This window comes from Geodermatophilus sp. CPCC 205761 (assembly GCF_051383655.1).
GTDB lineage: Bacteria > Actinomycetota > Actinomycetes > Mycobacteriales > Geodermatophilaceae > Geodermatophilus.
Genome location: NZ_JALPKQ010000001.1, coordinates 166,559 through 191,945, shown reverse-complemented (window position 1 = coordinate 191,945; position 25,387 = coordinate 166,559). Strand labels below are relative to the sequence as shown.

The 25,387-nt window shown below is 74.7% G+C and carries 26 protein-coding genes; 3 read left to right on the top strand and 23 right to left on the bottom strand.

From position 1 onward, the window contains the following. Window positions 1-59: 59 nt before the first annotated feature. From MY526_RS00975 to MY526_RS00910, 14 genes are all read right to left on the bottom strand, one after another. Window positions 60-746 (bottom strand): RNA polymerase sigma factor, encoded by a 687-nt coding sequence (locus MY526_RS00975; protein ID WP_436703020.1) that lies wholly within the window; start codon window positions 744-746, stop codon window positions 60-62. A gap of 248 nt (window positions 747-994) precedes the next feature. After that, window positions 995-3,343: an MMPL family transporter gene (locus MY526_RS00970; protein ID WP_436703019.1), complete on the bottom strand. Its 2,349-nt coding sequence runs from the start codon at window positions 3,341-3,343 to the stop codon at window positions 995-997. Further along, window positions 3,340-4,230, bottom strand: a complete 891-nt coding sequence (locus tag MY526_RS00965; RefSeq protein ID WP_436692367.1) for a HesA/MoeB/ThiF family protein — start codon at window positions 4,228-4,230, stop codon at window positions 3,340-3,342. The genes MY526_RS00970 and MY526_RS00965 overlap by 4 nt, the downstream gene beginning before the upstream one ends. A gap of 32 nt (window positions 4,231-4,262) precedes the next feature. Beyond that, window positions 4,263-4,895 carry a DivIVA domain-containing protein gene (locus tag MY526_RS00960; protein ID WP_436692368.1) on the bottom strand — a complete coding sequence of 211 codons (633 nt, stop codon included), beginning with the start codon at window positions 4,893-4,895 and terminating at the stop codon, window positions 4,263-4,265. A gap of 60 nt (window positions 4,896-4,955) precedes the next feature. After that, the gene (locus MY526_RS00955; RefSeq protein WP_436703018.1) at window positions 4,956-5,867 is read right to left on the bottom strand and encodes a hypothetical protein; all 912 of its coding nucleotides are present in this window, start codon (window positions 5,865-5,867) and stop codon (window positions 4,956-4,958) included. A gap of 33 nt (window positions 5,868-5,900) precedes the next feature. Continuing rightward, window positions 5,901-7,121 carry an acyl-CoA dehydrogenase family protein gene (locus tag MY526_RS00950; protein WP_436703017.1) on the bottom strand — a complete coding sequence of 407 codons (1,221 nt, stop codon included), beginning with the start codon at window positions 7,119-7,121 and terminating at the stop codon, window positions 5,901-5,903. A 77-nt stretch (window positions 7,122-7,198) separates the two neighbouring features. Continuing rightward, on the bottom strand, window positions 7,199-7,594 hold the full coding sequence (locus tag MY526_RS00945) for a hypothetical protein (RefSeq protein ID WP_436692371.1): 396 nt from the start codon (window positions 7,592-7,594) through the stop codon (window positions 7,199-7,201). 156 nt (window positions 7,595-7,750) lie between these two features. Then, on the bottom strand, window positions 7,751-8,539 hold the full coding sequence (locus tag MY526_RS00940) for an esterase/lipase family protein (protein WP_436703016.1): 789 nt from the start codon (window positions 8,537-8,539) through the stop codon (window positions 7,751-7,753). A gap of 113 nt (window positions 8,540-8,652) precedes the next feature. Then, entirely contained in the window at window positions 8,653-8,877 is a 225-nt protein-coding gene (locus tag MY526_RS00935; RefSeq protein WP_436692373.1) for a hypothetical protein, read from the bottom strand. A 321-nt stretch (window positions 8,878-9,198) separates the two neighbouring features. Then, window positions 9,199-10,398 (bottom strand): hypothetical protein, encoded by a 1,200-nt coding sequence (locus MY526_RS00930; RefSeq protein ID WP_436703015.1) that lies wholly within the window; start codon window positions 10,396-10,398, stop codon window positions 9,199-9,201. Between the two features lie 94 nt (window positions 10,399-10,492). Continuing rightward, entirely contained in the window at window positions 10,493-12,739 is a 2,247-nt protein-coding gene (locus MY526_RS00925) for a sensor histidine kinase (protein WP_436703014.1), read from the bottom strand. Beyond that, entirely contained in the window at window positions 12,736-14,073 is a 1,338-nt protein-coding gene (locus MY526_RS00920) for a hypothetical protein (protein WP_436692376.1), read from the bottom strand. The genes MY526_RS00925 and MY526_RS00920 overlap by 4 nt, the downstream gene beginning before the upstream one ends. 86 nt (window positions 14,074-14,159) lie before the next feature. Continuing rightward, window positions 14,160-14,825, bottom strand: coding sequence for a response regulator transcription factor (locus MY526_RS00915; RefSeq protein ID WP_436692377.1), 666 nt, complete (start codon window positions 14,823-14,825; stop codon window positions 14,160-14,162). After that, the gene (locus MY526_RS00910) at window positions 14,816-15,484 is read right to left on the bottom strand and encodes a histidine kinase (protein WP_436692378.1); all 669 of its coding nucleotides are present in this window, start codon (window positions 15,482-15,484) and stop codon (window positions 14,816-14,818) included. The genes MY526_RS00915 and MY526_RS00910 overlap by 10 nt, the downstream gene beginning before the upstream one ends. Window positions 15,485-15,670: 186 nt before the next feature. Between MY526_RS00910 and MY526_RS00905 the strand changes: the two genes are divergently transcribed. Continuing rightward, window positions 15,671-18,217, top strand: a complete 2,547-nt coding sequence (locus tag MY526_RS00905; protein ID WP_436703013.1) for an Hsp70 family protein — start codon at window positions 15,671-15,673, stop codon at window positions 18,215-18,217. Window positions 18,218-18,238: 21 nt separating this feature from the next. On the opposite strand, the gene MY526_RS00900 is transcribed toward MY526_RS00905, so the two are convergent. Both MY526_RS00900 and MY526_RS00895 read right to left on the bottom strand, forming a co-directional pair. Further along, complete coding sequence (locus tag MY526_RS00900) at window positions 18,239-18,442, bottom strand: hypothetical protein (protein ID WP_436703012.1); 204 nt, start codon at window positions 18,440-18,442, stop codon at window positions 18,239-18,241. 321 nt (window positions 18,443-18,763) lie between these two features. Continuing rightward, window positions 18,764-18,958, bottom strand: a complete 195-nt coding sequence (locus tag MY526_RS00895) for a hypothetical protein (RefSeq protein WP_436692381.1) — start codon at window positions 18,956-18,958, stop codon at window positions 18,764-18,766. Between the two features lie 334 nt (window positions 18,959-19,292). Here MY526_RS00895 and MY526_RS00890 point away from each other — a divergent pair, with 334 nt between their 5' ends. Beyond that, complete coding sequence (locus MY526_RS00890; protein WP_436703011.1) at window positions 19,293-19,955, top strand: hypothetical protein; 663 nt, start codon at window positions 19,293-19,295, stop codon at window positions 19,953-19,955. A gap of 127 nt (window positions 19,956-20,082) precedes the next feature. Continuing rightward, on the top strand, window positions 20,083-20,595 hold the full coding sequence (locus MY526_RS00885; RefSeq protein ID WP_436692383.1) for a DinB family protein: 513 nt from the start codon (window positions 20,083-20,085) through the stop codon (window positions 20,593-20,595). 137 nt (window positions 20,596-20,732) lie between these two features. Here MY526_RS00885 and MY526_RS00880 read toward each other — a convergent pair whose 3' ends face one another. The 7 genes from MY526_RS00880 to MY526_RS00850 form a co-directional block, all read right to left on the bottom strand. Beyond that, window positions 20,733-21,116: a hypothetical protein gene (locus MY526_RS00880; protein WP_436703010.1), complete on the bottom strand. Its 384-nt coding sequence runs from the start codon at window positions 21,114-21,116 to the stop codon at window positions 20,733-20,735. A gap of 515 nt (window positions 21,117-21,631) precedes the next feature. After that, on the bottom strand, window positions 21,632-22,099 hold the full coding sequence (locus MY526_RS00875; protein ID WP_436703009.1) for a hypothetical protein: 468 nt from the start codon (window positions 22,097-22,099) through the stop codon (window positions 21,632-21,634). Then, complete coding sequence (locus MY526_RS00870; RefSeq protein ID WP_436703008.1) at window positions 22,096-22,458, bottom strand: TadE/TadG family type IV pilus assembly protein; 363 nt, start codon at window positions 22,456-22,458, stop codon at window positions 22,096-22,098. Before MY526_RS00870 ends, MY526_RS00875 begins: the two co-directional genes overlap by 4 nt. A gap of 91 nt (window positions 22,459-22,549) precedes the next feature. Continuing rightward, on the bottom strand, window positions 22,550-22,756 hold the full coding sequence (locus MY526_RS00865; protein WP_436692387.1) for a hypothetical protein: 207 nt from the start codon (window positions 22,754-22,756) through the stop codon (window positions 22,550-22,552). Window positions 22,757-22,785: 29 nt separating this feature from the next. Beyond that, entirely contained in the window at window positions 22,786-23,727 is a 942-nt protein-coding gene (locus tag MY526_RS00860) for a type II secretion system F family protein (protein ID WP_436703007.1), read from the bottom strand. A 70-nt stretch (window positions 23,728-23,797) separates the two neighbouring features. Continuing rightward, window positions 23,798-24,670 (bottom strand): type II secretion system F family protein, encoded by an 873-nt coding sequence (locus tag MY526_RS00855; RefSeq protein ID WP_436703006.1) that lies wholly within the window; start codon window positions 24,668-24,670, stop codon window positions 23,798-23,800. After that, a complete protein-coding gene (locus MY526_RS00850; RefSeq protein ID WP_436703005.1) occupies window positions 24,658-25,272 on the bottom strand; it encodes a CpaF family protein in 615 nt (204 codons plus the stop codon). Before MY526_RS00850 ends, MY526_RS00855 begins: the two co-directional genes overlap by 13 nt. Between the last annotated feature and the right edge of the window lie 115 nt (window positions 25,273-25,387).

Below are 25,387 nucleotides of genomic sequence, written 5' to 3'. Positions count from 1 at the left end.
TTCTCCTTCTCTCTCTCGAGTGGGATCGCGAGGGGGTGGGGCGTGTCGGGGCAGGGGTCCTACAGGTGGGCCGGCGCGAGAGCGGTGCGCAGCCCGTCCAGGAGGCGGGCCCGCGCCGGCTCGACGCTCTCGACCGGCATCCGGAGCCGGGCGCCGATCTCCGCGTCGCTCAGCGGCGGGGAGGCGACGAGCAGCTCGACCAGCCGCTGGTGCGGCTCGGGCAGTTCCTGGACGGCCCGGCGGACCAGGTCCACCCGCTCCTGGCGGAGGACGTGCGCCTCGGGATCGGTGTCCCGCTCGGAGGTGCCGCCGTCGGGCTGCTCCCACGGGCGTTCCCGGCCCGCCCTGCGCACCGTCTCCCGGCAGGTCCGGCGCGCGGTCGCCCGCAACCAGCCGGCCAGCCGCTCGGGTCGCCGCAGAGCGCCGGGGTCCTCCAGCAGGCGCAACCAGGTGGTCTGGACCGCGTCCGCGGCCTGCGCGTCGGTCAGCCGGAACTCACCGACGACCGACCGCAGCAACCCGCCGTACCGCTCGACGACGGCGTCCCAGGCCCGCTGGTCACCCTGCGCGGCTCGCCGGACCAGGTGTCCGGTGGCGTCCCGCGCCGCCTGGTCGGGGCGCCCCGTCGCGGTCCCCCGTGTCGTCCGGTGTCCTCCCGGGTTCGGCGGCCCGGACGCCGGCCGCGGCTGCCGGGGGCGCGACGCCGGCTCCGGGGTCCGGCCGGTGCCCTCCGGCACCCTCGACACGGACGTCACCTGTCCCCCGGGGCGGGTGGACTCCGGCTGGCTGCTGACCATCTCGTGCCTCGTCTCGTGGGGGCCGCTGGTGCGGCGGTGGCCGTTCGGATGGGGAAGAGCCTGGTGCGGGCGGGCGCCCGGGACGATCGAGCAGGCCCTACGAGGAGCCCTCGCCAACCCCCCGCCGGGAGGTGGGGTGCGCCCCCGCCCCCGGCACGTGGGGCGCTCCCGTCCGGGAGCGGAGCCGGGAGCGCGCGTCAGGGAGCCGCCGGCGCCCAGCGGTGCTGGCCGTCCCGCACCCCGACGGGGACGCCGCCCGGGCGGCGGTGCGGCTGCCGGCCCCGCCCGGCGGCCCGCCGGGCCGGCACCCGGCGGCGGCCGGGCATCCACCAGTTCCAGGCGCCCATGAGCCGCATCGAGGCGGGCACGACCACGAGGCGGATGACCGTGGCGTCGAGGGCGATGGCGACCGCCATGCCGAACCCGAGCTGCTTCATGGGCAGGATCCCCGCGAAGGAGAAGGCCCCGAAGACCACGACCATGAGCAGGGCCGCCCCGGAGATCAGCGGTGCGGTGCTGGCCAGGCCGCGCGCGACGCTGCCGGTGTCGTCGCCGGTCTGCTGGTGGTACTCGCGGACCCGGTTGAGGAGGAACACCTCGTAGTCGGTGCTGAGGCTGAACAGGAGGGTCAGCAGCAGCACCGGGATGAAGTTCTGGATGTACCCCGTGCGCTCGAAGCCGAGCAGGTCGGCGCCGTAGCCGTGCTGGAAGACCAGGACCAGCACCCCGTACGTGGCCGCCACCGACAGCAGGTTGATGAGGATCGCCTTGAGCGGCAGGAACACCGACCGGAAGCTCACCAGCAGGAACAGGTAGATGACGCCCAGCATCGCCAGGACGACCTTCGGCATCGTCCGGGTGATGGCGTCGTTGCTGTCCACGCCCTGCGCCGTCTCGCCGCCGACGGCGACCGAGAGACCGGCAGCGTCGAGGTCCGCCGCCTCGGCCCGGACGGCCGCCAGGAGGTCCTGCGTGCTCGTCGCGGACGCCGGGGCATCGGCGACGACGCTGAGCAGCAGCCGCCGGCCGTCGTCGGAGAGGTGGTGGTCGACCGTCTGGCGGACGTCGGGGGGCAGGGCCTCCCGCGCGGGCCCCACCGCGGCCGCCAGCGGGTCGGCGGCGTTCACCGCGGCCAGCGCGTCCAGGGCGGAATCCACCCGGACCACCGACGGCAGGGCCTTCAGCCGGTCCCGCAGCCCGAGGACGGCGGCGCCGTCGTCGGAGCCCAGGGGTTCAGGCGAGCTCACCAGCACCTGCAGCGGCGCGGTGGAGCCGGGCCCGAACTGCTCCTCCACGAGGGCGAAGCCGGCGCGCACCGGCTCGTCGGCGGGGATGATCCGCGAGTCGGGGGTGAAGGTCTGCAGGCCCAGCGACGGCGCCGCCAGCAGCAGCAGGCCGCCGACGCTCACGGCGAGGAACAGCACGGGGCGGCGCATGACGCGGCCGGCGAAGGCGGCCCAGCGTGCGGCGGCCGGCCGGCGGTGCGTCCCCCGGCGGACGAAGACGACGCCGCGCTCGATGCGCCGGCCCAGCAGCTGCAGGACCACCGGCAGCAGGACCACGCTGGTGAGCACGGAGAAGGCGACGACGACGACCGCGCCCAGGGCGATCGAGCCGATCACGCCGAGCGGGACCAGGAACAGCGTGCACATCGCGGCGATCACGGTGACGCCGGAGAAGAGCACGGTCTCCCCGGAGGTCCGCAGCGTGGCAGCGACGGCGCTCTCGACGTCCCTGCCCGCTGCGAGCTCCTCCTTGAACCGGGCGATGACGAACAGCGAGTAGTCGACCCCGACGCCCAGGCCGAGCATGGTCGCGGTGTTCTGCACGAACAGCGACAGCTCGTACTGGCCGGCGAGCACGGTCAGCACGGCGAGGGTGAGCACGATGGAGGTCACCCCGACGACCAGCGCGACCAGCGCCGCGACGACGCCGCCGAAGAGCACCAGCAGCACGAGCAGGATGAGGGGCAGGGTGATCAGCTCGGCCCGGGCGAGCCCCTTCTCGCTGAGCTCGTTCACCTCGCCCCAGAAGGACGCCGCACCGACGAGGGACACCTGCAGCCCCCGGTCGGCGAACTGCTCGCGCAGCCCGGCCTGGACCTCGGGCAGCTCCTGCCGGGCGTATCCCTCCCGGATGCCGAGCCCGACGACGTCGATCGCGGTGCGCAGGTCCGAGCCGAGGAAGGGCGCGCGGGCCTCCGGCCCCAACGTCGACCAGCCGTAGCTGCTCTGCACGTCGAGCGTCTCGTCCGCGGCCACGGCGGCCATCACCTCGCGGACCCGCCCCTCGAACGGCTCCTCCTCCGCCGTGTGCGACGTGTCCCGGACAACGACGGTCAGGGTGCTCGCCGCGCGGCCGACGAAGCCCGTGTGCAGGGCCTCCTCCACGGCCGCGGACTGCGAGCCCTCGACCTCCCACCCACCGCCGCTGAGCCGGCCCGGCAGCCCCATGGCGACGACGCCCGCGCAGGCCACGGCGACGATCCAGACGACGGCGATCGGCCAGCGCCACCGCCGGGTGGCGGCGGCGAAGCGCTCGATCACCTCCTCCGCTCCGACCCGTGCTCCAGGACGGCGAGGTCCCGCAGGGCGAGGGCGAGCACCCACGGCTTGCGCAGCCGGGTGACCAGGTGGGTCACGGGCGGCCGCACGGCACGGTGGGCGTCGACGACCGTGTGGCGGCGGACCGGCCGGCCGTCGAGCACGTCGATCACCATCCGGGCGGTGAGGGCGCCGAACAGCATCGAGGTGTAGACCAGCTGGGACACGCTCTCCTCGCCGGTCGCCACCGAGCGGCGGGCGCTCTCCAGCATCTCGACCGGCACGACGCGCAGGGGGACGACCCGTCGCAGGAGGCTCCACGTCCGCCCCTCCTCGACCTGGGCGCGGGTGATGGCGCCGTCGAAGGCGACCCCGGGCCGCCGGTAGTCGTAGAAGCGCACGTACTGGGTCCCGGCCATGTCGTAGCCGGAGATGACCGGCCGGCCCTGGCGGGCGGCCGCCTCGTGCAGCGCGAACTTGGCCCGCCACCCGGCCGGCTCGGTCACGTCGACACCGTCGATCACCAGGTCGCAGGAGCCGACCATCGCTGAGACGGTGCCGGGCTGGATGCCGTCGGTGTCGACCCAGGTGCGGGCCCGCGGGTTGATCTCCGCCACCCGGCGGGCGCAGACCTCCGCCTTGTTCCGGCCGATGTCCTCCTGCCCCGCGCTCTGCCGGTTGAGGTTGTTCAGCTCGTAGGTGCCGTTGTCGGCGAGGACGAAGTCCTCGACGCCCAGCCGGGTCAGCGGCTCGACGACGGCGCCGCCGGTCGACCCGCAGCCGGCGACCAGCACCGTCGCGGCCCGCAGCCGCTGCTGCGACTCCGGGGGGACGAAGCCCCGGTTGCGGCTGGTGAACTCGTCGTAGACGTCGATCGGGAGCGGAGTCATCGCAGGTGCCCTTCCGGGTGCTGGTGAGGAGGTCATCGGACGGCGGTGAAGGGGAGGGTCGTGGTCACCCTGCGGACGGTGGTGTCCGCGCGGGCCCGGGCCGGCCGGTCGCCGGTCTCGCCCGGAACGGGGTACGGGGGCGCGTCGAGCAGCCGTTCGTGCTCGTCGAGCCAGGCCCGCAGGTCCTCGCGGCACCGGCGCTCGGACTCGTCGACGCGGTCCAGCTCGGCGCGCAGCCGGCGGCCGCGGGCGACCAGGTCGTCGACGTCCGACCGGGGCGCCCGGTGTGCGGCGGCGACGATCTGCGCCGCCTCGTCGCGGGCGTCGGCGAGGATCGTGTCCGCCTCGGCCCGTGACCGGGCCACGATCGCGGCGGCGTCGGTGGTGGCGTCGGCCAGGACCTGCTCGGCCATCCGCTCGGCGTGCAGGAGGGTGCGCAGCGCGGCGGACGGGGTGCCGTGCTCCTCGGCGGGGGCCGGGGCACGGAGTCCGGCGGCGTCCGCGCCCGGGCCGGCCGGCGCCTCGCCGGACGGGACCCGGACGCCGGACGGCCGGCTCAGTTCCTCCTCGATCCAGTCGAGGAAGGCGTCGACCTCTCCGATGTCGTAGCCGCGGAAGGTGACCCGGAACTCCTGGGCCCTGATGTCGGCGGGGTCGATCGGCACGGTGGTCGCTCCTCTCGGGGTTGTCGGTGCGGGCGCCGGGCCGGGGCGGCGCCCAGGGGGTCAGGCGACCACGCGCTCCGTCGTCCCCTGCAGGGCGCCGGAGAGTGCGCCGGCGGCCTCGAAGAGGTCCTCGGCGGCGAGCGCGGTCTCGAGCAGCTCGATGCGCTCGAGCAGCTCCCTGCGGTCGGGGACGCCCGCGACGAAGGGCTTGACCTCGCCGCGGTTGGTGTAGGCCAGGTGCAGCAGGTCGCCGTCCGGCAGCCAGGGCTGCGTGTCCTCGATCAGCTGCACGTCCAGGCCGGCGAGCAGCAGGTGCCGCAGCGCGACGTCCTCCTCGACGTCGCCGACCAGGACGCGGACGACCGGCTCGACGGCGACGAGCGTCCGCCCCGCGCCGAGCAGCAGCTCGAGCGTCACGCGCAGCCGCTGAGCGCGGTCGGTGAGGGTCCGGGCGTGCACGAACCGCTTGAGCTCCCGCACCTGGTCGGTGCGCACCCCCGGCGGGGCGGGGACGCGGGTGAAGACGTTGATCCCGTGCGCCTCCTCGACCGGGAAGCGCGCCCGGTCGGGCGCGAGCAGGTCGCGCGGGTCGCCGTCCGCGGACGTCGTGATGCTGAGGTAGCCGAGGATCCGGCCGGTCCGGCCACTGAGCGTCAGCACGTGCACGTCGTCGGGGTGCAGGGACTGCGGTGGTTCGCAGAACCCGGCACTGCGGTGCAGCGTCTCCTCGCACGCCCAGCCGAGCTGGAGGTACTGGGCCAGCCGGAAACCCTGCAGGCCGAGGACGTAGCGGTGCGGGAGCTGCTCGGTTGTCGCGGCGACGGTCACCAGGCCGTCGCCGCGCACGGCGAGGTGCGGGAGCTCGCCCTGCGGGAGGTGCTCGAGCAATCGGCGGTAGCTCATCCGCTCGTGCATGGCCACGATGTCGGCGGCGTACCGGCGGGTGGTGCTGCTGGTCGGGTCGGTGCACATGTCAGCTGTCCTTCCGCGGTCGGCTCGGCACGGTCAGAACTCGTCCTCGGCGTACAGGGACTCGGTGATCGCGAGGGCCAGCACCTCGGGCGTGCCCTCGTAGATGCGGGCGCCGAGCGCCTCCCGGAGGTACTTCTCCATGCCGAAGTCCCGGACGTAGCCGCGGGCGCCCATGAGGGACATGGCCTCCTCGGCCACCTCGACGGCGATCCGGTCGGCGAACAGCTTCGCCACGGCCGGCTCGTAGGTGGGGGCCGGGATCTCGGTGTCGGCCAGGTGGGCCGCCCGCAGGTAGAGCAGCCGGGCGGCGTCGACCTTCATCGACATCTCGGCGAGCTTGCGGGCCGTGAACTGGTGCCGGTACAGGGGGACGCCGCCCTGGATCCGCTCGCCGCACCACTGCCGGGCGAGGTCCAGTGCCCCGCGGGCGACGCCGGTGGAGATGGCGGCCACCGCGGCGCGGGCCATGTTCATCTGCTGGACGTTGATGAACACGCCGCCGCCCTCGCCGCCGATCATGTTCTCGGCGGGCACCCGGACGTCGGTGAAGGACATCTCGGTGCCCAGGCAGGCGCGGTAGCCCATCTTGTCCGCGACCTCCCCGAGGGCGATCCCCGGCTGGTCGAGCGGAACGACGAAGCAGGTGAGGGCGCTGGCCCCGGGGAAGCCCTCGATGTTGGCGAAGACCGTGGCGTAGGTGGCGACCTTGCCGTTGGTGATGAACTTCTTGGCGCCGTTGAGGACGTAGTGGTCGCCGTCGCGGCGGGCCTGCATGACGTCGACGGCGAACTGGGCGTTCTCGGGGATGAGCAGGTCGCAACCGGCCATCTCCTCGGTGATCGCGTTGCAGGCCAGGACCGGCTCGTCCCCGGAGAACAGCGGCAGGAACCGGGCCTGGAGCGCGGGGTCGCCGGACAGCAGCAGCGGTGCCTGCCCGAGCATCGTCGCGCCGAAGATCAGCGCGAACCCGGCGTCGACGGCGGCCAGCTCCTCGAGCGCGACGGCGACGCCGAGCTCCCCGTAGCCGAGGCCGCCGTGCTGCCGGGAGATGACCAGCCGGGTGAGGCCGAGCTGGTGCCCCTCGGTCACCAGCTGCCAGTCGAAGTCGGCGGCGTCGGACTGGTCGAGGCGCCGCACCTCGGGGCGGAGCCGCTCCTGGGCGAACTCCCGCACGCGGTCGCGCAACGCCTCCACGGCGGGGGGCAGGGACGTGAAGGTCGGGCCGGTGGTCTCGGGGAGGGACAGGTCGAGCATGGCGGGAGTGCTCCTTCGGGCAGGGCGAACGGGAGGGAGTCGTCGGGCGGCGCGCGGGAGCCGGTCCGGGGAGCCGCTCAGGCGGCGGAGGAGACGCCGGCGGCCGCGGCGAGGGCCGGGTAGCGGTCGAACGCCGGACGCAGCAGCGGCACGAACTCGATGACCTTGGACACGCTGCCCTTGATCCGGATCTTCCCGGTGGCGACCGCGATGGGCATGAGCAGGCGGCCGGCCCAGAGCGCGTCGGCGGTGTCGCAGGACATCTTGATCATCAACGACGTCGGCGCGGGCGGTGCGTCGACCCGCACGCCGTCGGCGTCGACCAGTAGCTCGAACTCCGGCTTGGTGTGGACGAACCGCACCGACAGGGCCTGGTCGCGCACCAGCCGGGCGAAGTCGTCGTCCTCCAGCATGATCTCGAACAACTGCGAGAAGACGGTGACGGCCTGGGCCTTGGACGTGTATGCGGGCATGGCGGGACCTCGTGTTCCAGGGGGTGGGGTGGGGTCCGGGCGGAGGAGCCCGGCGTTCGGGGCCGGCGGTTCTGCCCGCCGGGGTCGGGGCACGGGTGGCCGGCGCGGGCGGACCGCGGGATGGCGCGCGGCCGGGCCGGGCCGCGGGTGCCGGCCTCACGCGGCGACCTCGGGACGGGTCCGCTCGGGGTGGCCGTCGTGGCGCAGCAGGTGGACGACCGAGGTGAGGAACAGCGGCGACCGGATGATCCCGAGGTGGCCGACGCCCGGGACCAGGACGTTGGTCGCGCGCAGGGCGCGCTCGTCGAGCCGCGAGGAGCGCGGCCGCACGACCAGGTCGCGGTCGGAGTAGTAGGAGACCCACCGGACGCTGCTGGCCCGCGCGCCCCGGCGCAGGTCCTCGAGGATCCCGGACCCGGGCGTCAGCGCGGCGGCCACGGTGCCCCGGCCGAGCCGGGCGGCGAGCGTCCCGCGGTGCGGCGCGGCGACGGTGACGGCGGTCCGGACGTGCGGCTCCAGGCCCAGTTCCTGGACGGCGTAGCGGACGACGACCCCGCCCAGGCTGTACCCGATGAGGTGCACCTGGTCGGTGCCGGCGCGCTCCATGGCGCCGTGGCAGTCGCCGACGAGGGCCCGCGCGACGTCGGTCACGCACCGGGCGAAGGGGCTGTAGGTCGTGGCGTGCGAGACCGGGAAGCCGGCGGCGCTCAACCAGCGCTCGAGCAGGGACCACGTCGAGGCGTTGCCGCCGAAGCCGTGCACGAGCACGACGGGCGTCCGGGAACCGGCGGCGGGAGCGTTCGGGGCGGGGGTCGGCTGCCGGGCTGCGGCGCCGTTCCGGGTGGGGCGGGAGTTGACCAGGGTCAGCAGGCCGGTGACCGCCGTCTCGTGGACCGTCTGTGCGACGTCCAGGGCTCGCGTCGGCAGCGGGAGAACGATGCGCACGGGGTCCTCCTCGGTGGTCGACGGGCTGGTGGCGGGAATCGGGGTGGGGCCGGGGCTGACCGGCGGCCTGCGCTGCGCGGCGGTGGCCGGCGCGCGGGAGCCGTCCTCGCCGCTCAGGCGACGGCGGTCAGGGCGGGAACGGAACCGCGGGCGACGGCCGGGACGACGGTCAGGCGGGGGGCCACGGTCACGCGGGGGGCGAGGTCGCGGGCGGCGGTGTTCCGGGCGGCGGCGTCGCGGGCGGCGATCTGGCGGGCGAGGTGCCAGGCCTTGCAGTCGTCGCAGTAGGCCAGCCACTTGCGCTCGGAGTGACGCAGGCACGGAATGGGAGCGGACATTTCTCTCTCCTCTTCAAGAGGTCCGGGAAATCAATTCCCGTGTTTTCTTCCTGAGAGAAGAATGGCGTCCGGGCGGTCTCGGGAACATCGAGCGGACCCCCCGGAATGCCGTCCGGAGCCCCCGTTTCCGAGGTGGGGTCCACACCCCCGCCGACGCCGGGAGCGCCCCACGTCCCCGGCTGTCGACGGCACGGGCCCGGCCCGTCGGACGCGGGAGTCCGACGGGCCGGGCGAGGTGTGCAGCGGGAGCCGCCGTGCGGGCGGACGGCTCAGGGTCGGCCTCAGCCGCCCCGGGGTGGCCTCGGGCGGAGGGGGGCGGCCTCAGGCGACCGGGGTGAGCCGGCGCCCCGGCGGCGTCTCGGCCGGCGGGTGCAGGAGACGGCGGGCCCGGTCGCGCAGCTCGGCCACCGAGCCCAGGTCCGCGTCGACGTCGGCGAGTTCCTCCGCGCTGTGCGAGGCCGCCTTGGCGGCCGAGCCGGCCGCGTCCAGTCGGTCGGTCAGCTCGCGGCTCCGCTGGTTGACGGCGACCGACGTGCTGGTGCGCAGGTCGTTCTGCAGGACCCGGATGCCGTCGCGGACCTGCTTGCCGAGGGCCAGCTGGTAGTCGTCGACGAACGCGCGCACCATGGCCCGGGCGTCGCTGCGGCGCCGCTCCAGCTGGCGCCGGCGGTCCCCGGTGAGCGCGGCACCCCCGGTGGCCAGGGCACCGAGGACGGCGCACAGGGCGATGACCCACATCGGCAGGTGCAGCCCCAGGAACCGGGAGAGCACGAAGGCCATCATGATCCCGGCGTATCCGGGCATCACGACCATGAGCAGCCGGGTGGACAGCGGCTGGGCACCCCCGACGGGTGGCGTGTGCGGGTCCAGGCCGGCGACGAGTTCCGCGGCCGGGAGCACCGGGAGGGCCGGCGTCGGGTGCGGGGCCAGCCCGAGCTCCCCGGCGACCCGGGCCGCGATCGTGCGGGCACCCGCGTGCAGCCGGTGGTGGATGCGCTCGGCCTCGAAGGTCAGGCGCTCGCGCAGCCAGCCCTCGAGCTGCTCGCGGTGCCGGCCGGGGTCCCCCGCCTCGATGCTCGAGTCGGCGTCCGCCTGCACGGCGCGGGTCGCGCTGCGGGCCTCGAACTCCAGGTCGGAGCTCAGCGCGGCGAAGCCCTCCCCCAGGACCGCGGGCCACACCTGGGCCGGCGTCTCGAAGGCCTCCCAGCGCGCGCGGGCATCGCCGTACTCCGCGCGCGCCCGGGCGGGCAGTGCCGGGTCCAGCAGCTCCGCGCGCCGCGCGCGGAGGTCGTGCTCGAGCGCGTCGCACGCGTGCAGGGCGACGGCTGCGGCGTCCCGGACGGCGCCGAAGGAGAACCGCCCCGGCCCCGCCGTCCCCAGGGACCGTCGCGCGACGGTCAGCCGCTGGACCAGGTCCCGGCGGCCGTGCACGGTGGCGCCCTTGGTGCACAGGTCCAGGAGCTCCCGGACGTCGACCTCGGGCATCCCGTTCTCCGTGCGGTCCGGCCGCGTGGGGGTCATCTCGCGCCTCGTCCTCGTCGTCTCCGGTGAGCACCGTTGCGGCGTCATCACGAAGCGTCGTCCGGAGCGCCCGTCCGTGGCGACCGGGGAGCCCCTACGACCGGTCGGGACCGTCCCCCGCGCCCGGGTGGGGACAACCCCCGGTCCCCTGGTCTCCCGAGGCCGCCGACGCGGACAGCAGCCGCTCGCAGGTGCGCACCAGGAACTCGGCCAGGCGGCGGGACGCCGCCGTCGACGTCGGGTGGGCGGCGGCGCGCTGCCAGCGGGCCAGGTCCGCCGCCGCGGCGTCGGCGAGCTCGGCCGGGAGCGCGTCCGGGCCGCGGCCCAGGCGGGCCCACGCGGGCACGCCGTCCACCCCGAGCAGTCGTTCCGCGGCGCGGCGCTGGTCGTCGGGGACGCGGATCTCCCCCGAGCACAGGGCGTCCAGGAGGTCGAGCTCGACCAGCTCGTGCGCGCCGGAGCGGATCGCCTCCAGCTGGTAGACCAGCGGCCCGGACGGCGCACCGTGCAGGACGGTCTCCAGAGCCGACAGCACGGTCCGCGCCTTCAGCACCGCGGCGCGGGCGACGAGCCGGCTGTCGACCACCTCCCGCACCCGCGACAGCGCGTCGTCGTCCAGGAGGACCCCGGCCGGCCCGCCGGGCCCGACCGTAACCACCGTCTGGCAGGAGCGGGCCGCGGCCGGAGGAGGTCCGTCCCCGAGGTGCACGCCGATGGTCTGTGCGGGGCGGGCGGTCGCGGGCAGCCAGGCCGGGCGGTCGTCGTCCTCCGGCCCGGCGTGGCCGAGGACGAGGACGTGGGCGTCGGCCGCGGTGTCGGGCGGACCGCCGGGAACCCCCGCGGGCGAGTACCGGACACCGGGTGGCGCGGTGGCGGCGAGCGCCTCGGCCAGCGCCGCCGCCGGCGCACCGGGCGAGCCGGTCACGACGATCCGGAGCGGTTCGCCCAGCGCTCGTTCGAGGAACTCCAGCTGCCTGGCCACGCCGGTGCCGGAGTGGATCTCCCGGGCGGTCCGCACGGCGGTCCGCACGTCGCCGAGCAGCCCGGGGACCGCCGGTTCCTCCCTCGGCGGGGGGCCCGCAGGGGGTTCGGGCAGCGACACGGAGCCCTCGACGGTGGTGCCGGCGCCGGGCGCGGACCGGACGTCGACCTGCCCGCCGACGGCGGCGACGCGGGCCGCCAGGTTCCGCATGCCGCGCCCCTGGGACGGCGCGCCGGCGGAGGGGTCCCAGCCCGGGCCGTCGTCCCGCACCGCGAAGTGCAGCCGGTCCCCCTCGACCCACAGCCGCACCGACACGGCGGCACCCGGGGCGTGCTTGCGGGCGTTGTTCACCGCCTCCAGGCAGCAGAAGTAGACGGCGGCGTCGACCTCCGGGGGGAACCGCAGGCCCCGCGGGGCGTCGAGGGCGACGGGTGGGTCGTCGTGGCCGAGGTCCTCCTCGAGGGCGGCGACCAGACCGGCCTCGGCGAGGACCGGTGACGTGACGCCGGTGCTGGTCCGGGTCAGCAGCTCCTCGACCGTCGCGATCCGTGCGGTGATCTGGTCCAGACCGGTGCGCGCCTGCTCGAGCCGGCCGGTGGCGAGCTCGTGCTCCACCAACCCCAGCCCGAGGCTCAGGGACACCAGGTGGTGCTGGGCGCCGTCGTGCAGGTCGCGCTCGATCCGGCGGCGCTCACCGTCGGACTCGGCGACGGCGCGGCGGCGGGCGGCCGCGATGTCGGTGGCGTGCGCCAGGGCCGCCCGCAGCTGCCGTTCCAGCTCGATGCCGGCCCGCGTGGCCTGCAGCGCCACCCCGAGGCTGCTCGCGACCGCCTCGAGCAGCTGCCGGCGCTCGGCGTTGGTCCCGGCGACGGTCACGCGGTCGACGGCGAGGGTGCCGACGTCCTCCGTGCCGTGCCGGACGAGGACCTCCCACCGCGTCTCGCCGGGTTCGACACCGGGGCGGGTCCAGGTGTGCACCCGGTCGCGAAGCCCGGGCCGCCGGACCGTCAGCGAGCACACATCCGCGCCCAGCCCCAGCCCCACCGCCTCGACGACGCGGGCCAGGTCGGGGACGTCGCGGGTCGGCCGGGGCAGCGCGGCCAGCTGGGCGAGCACCTGGTAGCCGGCCGGGCGGTCGTCGTCGGTCCGGCTGCCGGTCACCCGCCGGGCCCCCTCGTACGCGGGCAGGGCGATCACCGCGGCCACCGCGGTGGCCGTCGCCGCCGTTCCCGCGGGCCCGGCGACACGGCCCGCCACGAGCTCCACCAGCAGGTAGGCGCCGCCGATCGCGACCGTGACCAGCGCCCAGGAGAGCAGACCGGCCAGGAGCGCAGGCGTCTCCGGGCGACCCCGGTTCACCGGACCGCGACCTCCGTCCCGGCGGTGGCCACCACGACCGGCTCCACCCGGTCGGGCAGCCAGGCGCGGACGACCAGGGGCACCGCGGCGTCCGGGTCGCCACCGGGCGGAGGACCGGTCCCGACGTCCATCCCCCCGCCCAGCGCCGCGAGCCGGTCGGCGTCGTCGGCCAGCAGGGCGCCCAGCCGCTCGGGGGGCACGGGCGGGGCCGGGTCCTCGACGTGCACGACGATCCGGCCGTCGGCGTGCTCCAGCCGCACCAGCACCGCGCCGTCGCCGGGCCGGCCGGCCAGTGCCCGGACCGCCGAGGCGGCGACGTAGTAGATGCCCGACTCCAGCTCCCACGGCAGCCGCTCCCCCAGGCCGCCGCTGAGCCGGACCGGCCGGGGCAGGTCGGAGATCACCTCGTCGAGCGCCGCGGTGGGTCCGTGGTCGCGCAGGACGGCCGGGTAGACGCCCCGGGCGACGGCCCGGAACCGTTCGAGCAGGTCGTCGAGCTGGACCCGCGCCCGGGCCAGGGCCTCCGTCACCGGCGCGGGGTCGGGTTCGGGGTCGGCGAGTCCGGCGGCGGCGAGACCGACCTCGGCCCGCAGCGCGTCCAGCCGGTCGCCCGTCGCGTAGGCGAGCTCGGCGACCAGCCGCCGCCGCTCGGAGTCACGGGCGGAGGCGAGCCGGCGCCGCGACGCCTGCAGCTCCTCGGCCAGGTCGGCCGCCCGCCGCACCCGCTCGGCGAGCTCGGCGTTGAGCGCGACCACCCGCAGCAGCAACCCCGCCCCGTTGGCCACGTCCTGCATGAGCTGGCGGTCCTCGGCGGTGACCGCACCCGGTTTGTGGATCGCCACCACCGCGCGCAACGCCGTCCCGTCGAGGACCGGGACGACGTGGTCGGTGTCCGGGCGGGCGAGCAGCGTGGCGAGATCGGGCACGGTCACCTCCCCGGCGTCCGGCTCCGGCGGGTGCCGCGCGACCTCCACCAGGCGCTCCCCGATCGCCAGCCACACCGTCGCCTGCGCGGCCCCGGTGCCGTCGGCCACCACCTGGGCCAGGCCCGGCAGCGCCCGCTCCAGGGAGCCCGACTGCATCCGCCGGGCCGCCTCGGCCAGGGCGGGGAACCGGTCCGACGCCTCGGAACCGGCCCGCGACCCGCGGCCACGGGGCAGGAACAGGTGCAGGCCGAGGGCCGCGAGCGCGGCGCCGGCGACCGGCAGCAGCACGGCCGGCACCGCGGACCCGACCACCCGGCCGAGGCCCTGGACGACGGCGACCAGCACCGCGGCCACCCCGACTGCGACCAGCAGTCCACGCACGGCACCGGCCACGGTCGCCCGGGCCATCCCCACCACCGACCCCTCGGCATGCGGAACCGGCAGGTCCCGTGCCGCCACGCTAGGGGGACCGCCCGCCCCGGCCAACCCGCGCGTTACCGCTCGCCGCGCTGGGAGCGCAGGTAGGTGAGGACGGCCAGGACCCGGCGGTGGTGCTCGCTGCCGTCGTCCTGCAGGCCGAACTTGCTGAAGATGTTGGCGATGTGCTTCTCGACGGCCTTGGGGGTGACGAACAACTGCGCGGCGATGCCGTTGTTGGACCGGCCCTCGGCCATCAGCCGCAGCACGTCGAGCTCCCGGGGTGACAGGGCGTCGACGACCTCCTTGCGGTCCCCGCGCGGGCGCTCGACCAGCCGCTTGGCCAGCACCGGCTCGATCACGATCTCGCCGTCGGCGATCCGGTCGAGGGTGTCGGTGAGGACGTCGACGCTGCCCACCTTCTCCTTCAGCCGGTAGCCGACCGCCTCGGTGCCGATCTCGAGGATGCGCATCAGGTAGTGGGTCTCGGCGTAGTGGGACAGGAACAGCAGCCCCATGCCGGGGTGCGCGGCCCGCAGCCGTTCCGCGGTGACCAGACCGCCGTCCGGTTCCGGCGGCATGCGGATGTCCAGTATCGCCACGTCCGCCTCCTGCTCGGCCAGCAGGTCGACCAGCGCGTCACCGTCGGCGGTGCAGCCGACGACCTCGTGGCCGGCGGCCTCCAACAGCATGAGCAGGCCCTCGCGGAACAGGGCGCCGTCCTCGGCCAGGGCTACGCGCACGGGATCCTCACCTCGATCCTCCCCTTCTCCTCCGGGCCGGACGGCGTGACCTGCCCGTCGAGCCCGCACACGTGGTCGAGGACCCCCACGGCCAGCCGCAGCGGCACCCCGGACAGCACCAGGACGAGGACGTCGCCCTCGCGCCCGCCGGCCACCTCGATCGGTGCCCCTCCCGCGCGGACGGCGGCGAGGCAGTCGGTGACCGCGAAGTAGGCCGCCCCCTCGGCAGCGGGGCCGCAGCGCGCCGGGCTCACGTCGATGCGCACGGGCACCTCGGCGCGGTCGGCGAACTCGCGCAGCGCCGGCCCGAGCCCCGCCTCGTCGAGCAGCGGCGGGTAGATGGCCCGCGCGATCTCCCGCAGCTCCTGCAGCGCCGTGTGCAACTGGTCCTGCAGGCCCTCGATGGAGGCGTGCAGGTCGGGCAACGCCTCGGGCACCTTGTTCCGGACCACGCCGAGCTGCGGGACGAGAGCGGAGATCCGCAGCGAGGCGCCGTCGTGCAGCTGCCGCTGCAGGCGCAGCCGGCGCTGCCACCGCTCCCGCTCGGCGCGGGACGGCAGCGGCAGCAGGGAGCCCGGCACCGGATGGGAGGGATCGGCGTCCGGCTGCCCGGCCGCGCCCGGAGCGTCGCCCGCGGAGGCGGCAGGCGTCGACGTCATCCCTGGATCGTCGTGGCCCCCGCCCCCGGGCGGTAGGGGTGCTCTCCCTACCCACTGGTGGGGTTGTCACCCCGCCCGGTGTTCGCCGCACGGGGCCGGGAAACAGGTCGTTGCCAGGCCGCTGCGGGCAGTGTTTGGTGTCGGCGACACGGGCTCATTCCGTATGCCGCTCGCCCGGGAGACGCTGTGGAGTACTACCTCGGAGTCGATCTCGGCACCACGTTCGTGGCGGCCGCGGTCAGCCATGACAGCAACACGGAGATGTTCGCCCTCGGGGACCGCTCGACGGTGATCCCCGCCGCGGTCTTCGCCCGGGACGACGGCGCGCTCGTCACCGGCGACGCCGCCGCCCGCCGGGTCGTGAGCAACCCCGACCGCGTCGCGACGGAGATCAAACGCCGGCTGGGCGACCCGACGCCGGTCCTGCTGGGCGGCTCGTCGTACGCCGTCACCGACCTGCTCGGCGCGCTCCTGCAGGACGTGCTCACCCGGGTCGGCGCGGAACGCGGCGAGCCCGGGATCGTGGTGCTGACCCACCCGGCGAACTGGGGCCCCTTCCGGAGGGAGCTGTTCGAGGAGGTGCCGCGGTTCGCCGGGCTGTCGTCGGCGCTGACCGTCACCGAGCCCGAGGCGGCGGCCGCCTACTACGCGGCGACCCGCCAGCTCGAGGAGGGCGAGGTCATCGCCGTGTACGACCTCGGCGGCGGCACCTTCGACGCGACGGTCCTCCAGCGCGTCGCCGACGGCATCGAGATCCTCGGCTCGCCGGACGGCATCGAACGGCTGGGCGGGACCGACTTCGACGAGGCCATCCTGTCCTTCGTCAACCACAAGTCGGGCGGGGCGCTCAACGAGCTCGACCTCGGCGACCCGAAGACCGTCGTCGCGCTCTCCCGGCTGCGGCAGGACTGCGTCCTGGCCAAGGAGGCGCTCTCCCTCGACACCGAGGTGACCATCCCGGTCTTCCTGCCCACCCGGCACCTGGACGTCCCGCTCACCCGGGCCGAGTTCGAGGACATGATCCGCGCGCCGGTCGAGTCGACGATCGGCACCCTGAGCCGGGCGCTGCGGACGGCGGAGGTGCCCCCGGACCGGCTGTCGGCCGTCCTGCTCGTGGGCGGTTCCTCCCGGATCCCGCTCATCGGCCGGATGATCGCCGACGAGCTCGGCCGGCCCACCGTCGTCGACACCCACCCCAAACACGCCGTCGCCCTCGGCGCCGCCACCCTGGCCCAGGCCCACAGCCGGCTCGGCCGGGCGCAGAGCCCGAACACGTCGTCGGCCGACCGGCGCACCGCCGCCGGTGGCGCCGCCGCTGCCGCGGCCGCCGCGGCCACCGTCGCCCAGCCCGCCGCTCGGGCGGGCACGTCGGTGGCCGAACCCCGGACGGAGGCGGCCGTCGCGACCGCTCCGGAGCGACCGGCCGGCGTCGGCGCCATCCCCGTCCAGCAGGGGGCCGGTAACGGCGGCGACCGGTCGACGGGAGGCGGGTGGTCCGGCCGCAACGGGGCGGATCCCCGGCGGACGGGCCCGCCCCCCGGGGCGGACGGGGGGACGCGGGAGGCGTGGTCGGAGGACGCCGGCCACGGCCGGCCGCCGGGATCCCCACCGCCGCCGCCCATGCCGACGCAGCCGAACCGGCGCCGTCCCCTGCTCGTCGGCGCCGCGGCGTTGCTGGTGGTGGCGCTGGGGGTGTGGCTCGCGATCGTCCTCCTGCGGGACGACGACGCTCCCAGCACGGACGGCGGTCCGCCCGCGGCGTCGCCGTCCGCGTCCGCATCCGCCGCCCCCGCTCCGACGCCGAGCGCTCCCCCGCGGGCCGCCGTGCCCATCCCGCCCGTCGGGACGCCCATCGAGGTCGGGGAGCTCTCGGGCTTCGTCGCCGTCGCGCCCAACGGGCAGCAGCTCTACGTCGCCCGGCGGGCCGCCGGCTTCGTCACCGTGGTCGACACCGCGCTCAACACCGTCACCTCGAACATCCCGATCCCGGCGGGCCCCCCGCAGTTCCTCATCTTCAACCGGGACGGGAGCCGGCTCTACGTCAGCGTCTTCAACGACGCCCGCACGATCGCCGCGGTGACCGTCATCGACACCTCGAACAACAAGGAGATCACCACCATCCCGGTGCGCACCCGGCCCTACCTGGGGGCGGTGACCCTCGACGGGTCACGGCTGTTCGTGCCGAACCACGACTCGGGGAGCATCTCGGTGATCGACACGGTGAACAACACGGTGCTCGAGGACGTCACCGTCCCCCCGAACCCGCACTGGATCGAGTTCACCCCCGACGGATCGCGGGCGTACGTGGCCAACCACGAGTCCAACCTGGTCACGGTCCTGGACCCGAACAGCCTCCAGGTCATCGATCAGGTGCCGGTGGAGACGAGTCCGCACAGCGTGGCGGTGCACCCGACCCGGCCGCTGGTGGCCAACGTCAACTACGACTCCGCCTCGGTCACGATGATCGACACCAACACCAACGAGGTCATCGACCGCGTGGACGTCGGGCGGAACCCCCAGGACATCACCTGGTCGGCCGACGGCCGGTTCGCCTACGTCGCCAGCGTCGAGGACGACAGCGTGTCGGTGATCGACGGCGAGACCTTCGAGGTGACCGCGCGGCTGCCCCTCGGGGACGGGCCGACGTCGGTCGCGGTGCTGCCCGACGGGAGCCGGGCCTACGTCAGCCTGCTCAACGAGGGCCGGCTGGCCGTGCTCAACGTCGGCGGCTGACCGCACCCCCCGGTCGGGAGGTCAGCGGGGGAAGCCGGCGTCGAGGTACATGTCCAGGACGGCGTCCAGCCGGGCGCTGCACTCGGCGACGGCCGCCCGGTGGTCCGGCGTGTCCTTCTCCGCCTGCAGGGCGCGGGCCTCGGCCAGCTCGCAGGCCGCCTGGGCGAAGTCGACCTCGAGCTCGTCGCGCAGACCGGAGGGGGTCATGGGCAGGGTCATGGTCATGATCGCTCCACGATGTCGTCGATGGGTGCGGAACCCGAGATCCGTCTCCGCCGGTCCGATCAGGCTCCGGAATGGATTTCCCGGTGTTTCCGTGCCCTGAGAAGAGAATGGCTTTCCCGCAGCCGTCGGGACATCGAGCCAGCCCCCGGATCACCCGGAGGGGACTCCCCGGACGTGGGTGGGGCCCGCCCCCCACCGGTTCCGGTGCCTGCCCCGGACAGCACTGAGCGCCCGCGGCGGGGAGCCGCCGCGGGCGCTCGAGGTCGAGCCGGACATGGGCGTGGCCCGGGCCGTGAGGCCCGGGCCACGCCTGGTCAGGGGTCAGTAGTGGTCGTGACCCGAGTAGTCGTTGTAGTCGTCGTGGCACTCGCGGTGCCCGTCGTGCCGGTCGTGGCCCCAGTGGTTGTCGTGCCGGTCGTGGCCCCAGTGGTTGTCGTGGCGGTGACCGTGGTCGTGGTGGCCGTGCCCGTGGTGGCCGTGGTCGTTGTCCCAGCGGTTTCCGTGGCGGTCGAACATGGGATTCTCCTTCGCTCCAGGCCCGGGAACTTCGTTTCCCGTGTTCTTGCCTGGGAAAAGAATGGCGGCCGGCCGGTCGCCGAACCATCGAGGAAACCCCCGCATTCCGCTCGCAGATCCCCCCACTTGGACCTGGGGTCAACCCCCGCTCTCCCGTCGGGCCCGGCCCACCCGCGCCCGGCGCCGCCGGCCCGGACCTGCGGCCCCGGCACTCCTCACCGAGCCGGCTGGGTGAGGAGGCGGGCGTCTTCGGCCCCTTGTTCGTGGGCGTCCGTCGCCCCAGAGTCCGGTGGCCCGGCCGCTTGCCGGCCCCTCCTGAAGAGATGGATCCGCCATGACCAGTGGGACAGGGCATCCGCGAACGGGGCGCGTCGGCCCTGCTGACCGGATCGCAGCTCTGTCGGGGGCGGCGTCGGCCGTCATCACGCTGACCATCGGCTCCATCGGAGACGTGGGCGGCAAGGGCCTCGACCCCACGATGGCGCCCGAGGCGCTGGTCGACGGACTTCGCGAGCACGGGGCCGCGATCAGCACAGGCGCGTCGTTCACGGCGCTGGGCGCGGTTCTCGCCGTCGTCTTCCTCGGGCCCCTGTGGAACCAGCTCAAGCGAGCGTCGGAAGGGCTCGCCGTCGTCGGAGTCGCCTGCGGGGTCCTGTGGGCCACACAGACTCTCCAGTTCGCCGCCGAGGGTGTCGGCTTGGCGAGCGCGGCGGACCTCCGTGACGGCGTTGCGGCGCGGAGCCTGATGACTGCCGACTATGAGGTGGCGAGACTCCTCGCGGTTCCGTCGCTCATCATGGTCGCCACCGCCGTGGTGGCCGGCTTCAGGTACGACCTGTTCCCTCGCTGGTTCCGCTGGTTCAGCCTCGCCCTGAGCGTGCCGGTCGTCATCGCCTTCACTCCGCTCGGACCAGCCGGGCTCATGGGCGCTCTCGGAGCTCTGTGGATCCTCACGGCCTCGGTCCTCTTCGCCTTCCGACCTCCCGACGCGCCCTGACCCACTGGCCCGGTGACGACGTCGCAGGTCCGAGGTTCGACTGCTCACACCGCTATCGGTCCCATCCGGCGCGCCCTGCCCCTAGCGTCGGCACCGACCCCACCGGAGGACGACGGAAGGCGATCCCATGACCGCTTCGACCACCCTCACCCGCGAGCGGGCGGACCTGATCGAGTCCCTGCGGCGACACCGGGCCTTCCTGCGTTACACCGTCCGCGACCTGACGGACGAGCAGGCGATGCGGCGGCCGACCGTCAGCGCGCTCAACCTGGCCGGGCTGATCAAGCACGTGTCGGCCACGGAGGCGGGATGGGTGCAGTTCGCCGAGGGCGGGGCCGAGGCGATGCACCGCAACTGGGGTCCCGATGCCTCGACCCGGCACTGGCATCTCGCGCCCGGGGAGACGCTGGCCGGCGTGCTGGCCGACTACGAGGCGGTCGCGCGGCACACCGACGACCTCGTCGCCACCCTGCCCGACCTGGACGCCGAGCATGCGCTGCCGGAGGCACCGTGGTTCGAGCCGGGCGCCCGCTGGTCGGCCCGGCGGGTGTTCCTCCACATCATCGCCGAGACCGCTCAGCACGCCGGCCACGCCGACATCCTGCGGGAATCGATCGACGGTCAGAAGACGATGGGCTGACCCCGGCGCTCGCATCGACCCCCACGGCCGTCGCGACCGGCGCGCTGTTGCGCCGGTGACGTCCCCCGCTGCGCATGCCGTGGGGCTCGACGCGACGTCGAAGACTCGCGCGAGCAGGAGGAGATGACTGTCGTCATCTATCGCCTGGAAACCGCAGCATCCAAGATCAGCGCTGCATCGTAGACGGAATGCGTACGTTGGCGGACCAGCAGGGCCACCGCGCTCCTCTGATCGGTGGAGACGCACAAGACCTGGCCCGGTTGCAGGTCGTTGACGTCAATGGCCCCGGTCAGGTTCGACGTCAGGCCTCCGCCGATGCAGGCGGAGAGGTCCGCCGCGGCATCCACTCCGTCGTATTCGCTCGGCTCTGGACGGCCGAAGTTGCCCTGGAGCGCCGTCAGACGACCGTTGACGTCCACGGCGATGTCGAGGGAGTCCCTCTCTTCCGTGGACATCTCGCCGGTGTCCAGATCGACTCCCAGGAAGCGCTGCTGCTGCGCTCCATCCAGTTCGAGGCTCACGTTCCGCACCCCGGCCTCCCCGGCGGGACTGGAGGAAGTCGTGGAAGGCGCAGAGGATGCTGACGCCGAGGCGCCGGACGACGAGGTGGATTCCGCAGGGACGGGAGACAACGTCCAGACAACGACGCCGACGAGGAGCAGGGTGAGACCCGCTACTCCGAACCACATCCGGAAAGCCGTCGGAAACAACGCGCCGGCTCCGACCACGACGCCCGCTATCACGAGAATCAGTTCTGGCGCGTCCACGATGTCGGCTCCCCCTGCCGTGTCAGCGAACTGAGATGCCTTGCTCCCGGAGCGTAGCGGCTACAGAGCGTCGAATCCGGCAGGCAGAGCGTCACCCATCGGGTGCCGCGCGCCGTCTGATGATCGTGCCGCCTGGAAGGTCGATCCCATGCGCCTCCCGCTGCCACAGGCGTGATCCCGCACAACACCGGAGGACGGTGCAGGACTGGCTGGACGACGGCGGGCCTCGGCATCCCCGTGGTCGGCAGTGGCAGCGTCGTGGTCGAGCCTCAGCCGTCGACGTAGCGATCGCGTTCGACGAGGAACTGGCCGGTGGCGGTGTTGGCGTCGATGAACTCCGGCAGCAGCGGGATCCGCACCGTGACGGTGACGCAGACGGAGAACTCCTCCCCCGGCGTCAGCGTCGGCGCGTAGCTCCCCGCCGCGTCGCAGCCGGCGCCGGCGGGCGCGTAGGCCAGTCGCACGTCGGTCGCGTCCACCGACTGGTCCTCCACCGCCAACCGCGCCGCCACCGCCGCCCGGGCCGCGCCGGTCGCCGGATCCGGCGCCGTCCCCATCGCTCGCCCGGCCTCCCGCGCCGCCGCGGTCGAGGCGAACACGCCACGCTGCACTGCCGAGAACCCGGCCACGATGTAGACCAGCGGCACGAACACCACGATCGCGATGAACACGAACTCCACCAGCGCCGAACCGCGCTCGCCCGCCGCCTGACCCAGTCGGGCCCGCACCCAGCTCACCCCGCGGCCTCCTTCACCGCTCGGCCGGTCACCGTCAGCGGCAGCAGGTCGCCCAGCCCGGCGAGCAGCGTCGGCACCGAGCCCGAGCAGCGCACCACCACCAGCGCCAGGCCGCTGGGGTCGGTCTCCTCGCCCGCGGTGCAGCGCAGCCCGTCGGCGGTGCCCGGCGACGTCGCCCGTGCCACCACCGCCACCGTGTGATCGGCACCGGCGGACGACGGCACGTCGGCGTTGGCCGCGTAGCGCGCCCCCTCCTGCGCGCTGGCGGTCACCACGTGGCGCACGTGCACGTAGACCGCCACCTGCAGCACGGCCAGCAGCAGCACCACGACCAGCACCGAGACGAAGACGAACTCCACGACCGCCCCGCCGCGCTCCCCGCCCCGGACTCTCCGCGCGGAGAGTCCAGGCAGGAAACGGACTTCCCGCGCCGAAAGTCCAGGAAAGGGTTCAGCCACCGCTCGTGACGGAGGACAGCGCGTTCTGGACCGCCGCGACGATCGCCTCGCGGAACGGGATGAGGATGGCCAGTACCAGCGCCGCCGTCATCACCGTGATCATCACCCAGCCCGGGACGTCGCCTCGCTCGGGATCCTCACCTCGCACCCGATCCGCCAGAGCGGCCAGTGCCGCGAGAACAACCGTGAACCCGCGCATGCGGCGTCCTTCCTGTCGGTCCGCCGCGCTCATCGCGCCAGCGAGACGATGCTGATCAACCCCGGGAACAGGGCGAAGAGAACGGTCACCGGCAGCACCAGGAAGACGACCGGGACCATCATCGCGATCTCCTTCCGGCCGCCGGCCTCCAGCAGCCGGCGCTTGCCGGCCTCCCGCACGTCGGCCGCCTGGGCGCGCAGCACCTCGGCCAGCGGGGTGCCGCGCTCGATGGCGACGAGCAGGCCGTCGATGAAGCGGGCCAGCGGGTCCAGCGACGTGCGGTCGGCGACCTGCTGCAGCGCCTCGACCAGCGGCACCCCGGCGCGGGCCCGGCCGAGCGCGGACCCCAGCTCGGCGGCCAGTGCTCCGCCGGACAACCGCGTCACCCGCGCGATCGCCGCCGTCGGGCTCTCCCCCGCCGTCACCGCCAGCGCCAGCAGCTCGGCCACCACCGGGAACTCCGCGAGCAGCCGCTCCTCCCGGCGGCGCACCTCCTGCGTCAGCCACCAGTCGCGCCCCAGCACACCGCCCACCAGCCCGGCCACACAGAGCAGCCCGGCCGACAGCACGTTGAGGTCGCCGGCCAGCAGCGAGCCGACGGCGGCGAGCAGCGCCGACCCGAGCAGCCCGAGGCCGCCCCACACCACCTGCTCGATGCGGAAGTCCTCGACGGTGCTGTCCGTGCCGAGTGCGTCCAGACGCCGGCGCACCGCGGTCCGGCCACCGAGGACCCGGTCCACCAGCCGGGCGCCGTCGGCCACCACCGGCCCGAAGACCCGCCGGACCGCGGTCAGCAGCCCCGGCTCGGTGACGGTGCCCAGCAGCCGGGACGGCGGCGGCGTGTCGTGCACGTACGGTGCCAGCCGGTCGACCAGCCGGACCGAGCGGAACGGCGGCGCGAACGTGACCACCAGCAGCACGCCCGCCGCCGCGGCCAGCCCGAGCAGCATCCCCGCCAGCGCCCCACTCACTGCGTCACCAGGCCGCTCCGCGGCCCGTTCGCTCCGCTCCTCGCTCGCTGGCGCTCGCTGCGATGCTCACTCACTGGAGCACCCGCACGTCCTGCGGCAGCCGGCCGATCCGCAGCATCAGCCGGTAGGCGACCAGGCACACCGCGGCCCCGCCGAGCAGCAACGCGGTCCCGATCGGTGAGTCGTAGGCGTCCAGCGTCGTCGACTGGGTCGCGAGGAGGAGCAGCACCACCCACGGCGCGGCCACCGCCAGCCGCGCCGCCTGGACCACCCAGCCCTGGCGGGTCTCCAGCTCGGCGCGGGCGCGGGCGTCCTCCCGCAGGAAGGTGGCCAGCGTCCGCAGCACCCGGCCCAGGTCGCTGCCACCGACCTCCCGAGCCACCCGCAGCGTCTCGACGATGCGGTCGCCGACCGGGTCGGCCAGGTCGTCCTTGAGCCGGTCGAGGCAGGGACCGAACCGGCCGCTGGAGCGGTACTCCGTGGCGAACCGGGCGAACGGCGCGCGCAGCGGCTCCGGCCCGCGGGTCGCCAGCGCCGACAGCGCCTCCGGCAGCGACAGCCCGGCCCGGACGGCCGACGCCAGGTTGTCGACCACCTCCGGCCACACCTCGCGCAGGTCCGCGCGCCGCTTTCCGGCCAGCCGCCGCACCTGGACGGCGGGCAGCGCGAACCCGAAGACGCCGAACAGCAGGCTGACCGTCACGGTCCCCGTGGTCAGGAGGACGACGACCGTCGTCAACAGTGCCAAGCCCACCTGCAGCGCCGTCAGCTGCGCGGGGTTGATGCCCGGCAGGCCGGCCGCGGCGAGCTGCTCGCGCCGCCGCGACGGCCCGCGCGCACCGATCCGTCGCTGCGGCGCCCGCGGACCGCTGCGCCACACCAGCAGCAGCCCGACGCCGAGCAGCAGGCCCAGCAGCGCCCCGGACAGACTCACGGCGTCCACCGGCCGTCGTCGAGCAGCGCCGCCAGGTCCAGGCCGTGGGCGGCGAACCGCTCTGGGTGCGGCGGGTAGCCCGAGGCCCGGACCAGCCGTCCCTCGCGCGTGGTGAAGACGTCGGCGAGCTCGATGACGCCGTCCTCCGCGCGGCCGGGGAGGGCGACGATCTCGCGCACCCGACGACGTCCGTCGGGCTCGCTGCCGACGTGCACGACGAGGTCGACGCTGGCCGCCACCGTGGGGACGACGAAGGCGTGGCCGATGTTCTCGCCGGCCAGCAGAGGCAGCGTGCACATCTTCACGACCGCCTCGCGGGCGGAGTTCGCGTGCAGGGTGCACATGCCCGGGAGCCCGCTGTTCAGCGCGATGAGCAGGTCCAGGCACTCCTCCTGCCGCACCTCGCCGACCACGATCCGCGAGGGCCGCATCCGCAGCGCCTCCTTGACCAGCCGTCGCAGCGGGATCTCCCCGGCGCCCTCGAGGTTGGGCTGCCGCGTCTGCATCGACACCACGTCGGGCAGCGGCACCCGCAGCTCGAACACCTCTTCGCAGGTGACCACCCGCTCGCGCGCCGGGATGGCCGCGCACAGGCAGTTGAGCAGCGACATCTGGACAGACGGACATGAGTTACCGTCTGTCCAGCCCTCCGGCACTCGCCACGAGCGGGTGCGGTGCCGGGGCGGCCCTCGGCGCGCCGACGTTTATCAGCGCCGTCCACCGTGG

Excerpts from the sequence above, each read along its gene's own strand:
- MY526_RS00965 (WP_436692367.1), bottom strand. The coding sequence starts at position 4,230 with ATGACTCCGCTCCCGATCGACGTCTACGACGAGTTCACCAGCCGCAAC.
- MY526_RS00955 (WP_436703018.1), bottom strand. The coding sequence starts at position 5,867 with ATGTGCACCGACCCGACCAGCAGCACCACCCGCCGGTACGCCGCCGAC.
- MY526_RS00950 (WP_436703017.1), bottom strand. The coding sequence starts at position 7,121 with ATGCTCGACCTGTCCCTCCCCGAGACCACCGGCCCGACCTTCACGTCC.
- MY526_RS00945 (WP_436692371.1), bottom strand. The coding sequence starts at position 7,594 with ATGCCCGCATACACGTCCAAGGCCCAGGCCGTCACCGTCTTCTCGCAG.
- MY526_RS00935 (WP_436692373.1), bottom strand. The coding sequence starts at position 8,877 with ATGTCCGCTCCCATTCCGTGCCTGCGTCACTCCGAGCGCAAGTGGCTG.
- MY526_RS00930 (WP_436703015.1), bottom strand. The coding sequence starts at position 10,398 with ATGACCCCCACGCGGCCGGACCGCACGGAGAACGGGATGCCCGAGGTC.
- MY526_RS00920 (WP_436692376.1), bottom strand. The coding sequence starts at position 14,073 with ATGGCCCGGGCGACCGTGGCCGGTGCCGTGCGTGGACTGCTGGTCGCA.
- MY526_RS00910 (WP_436692378.1), bottom strand. The coding sequence starts at position 15,484 with ATGACGTCGACGCCTGCCGCCTCCGCGGGCGACGCTCCGGGCGCGGCC.
- MY526_RS00900 (WP_436703012.1), bottom strand. The coding sequence starts at position 18,442 with ATGACCATGACCCTGCCCATGACCCCCTCCGGTCTGCGCGACGAGCTC.
- MY526_RS00895 (WP_436692381.1), bottom strand. The coding sequence starts at position 18,958 with ATGTTCGACCGCCACGGAAACCGCTGGGACAACGACCACGGCCACCAC.
- MY526_RS00890 (WP_436703011.1), top strand. The coding sequence starts at position 19,293 with ATGACCAGTGGGACAGGGCATCCGCGAACGGGGCGCGTCGGCCCTGCT.
- MY526_RS00885 (WP_436692383.1), top strand. The coding sequence starts at position 20,083 with ATGACCGCTTCGACCACCCTCACCCGCGAGCGGGCGGACCTGATCGAG.
- MY526_RS00865 (WP_436692387.1), bottom strand. The coding sequence starts at position 22,756 with ATGCGCGGGTTCACGGTTGTTCTCGCGGCACTGGCCGCTCTGGCGGAT.
- MY526_RS00850 (WP_436703005.1), bottom strand. The coding sequence starts at position 25,272 with ATGTCGCTGCTCAACTGCCTGTGCGCGGCCATCCCGGCGCGCGAGCGG.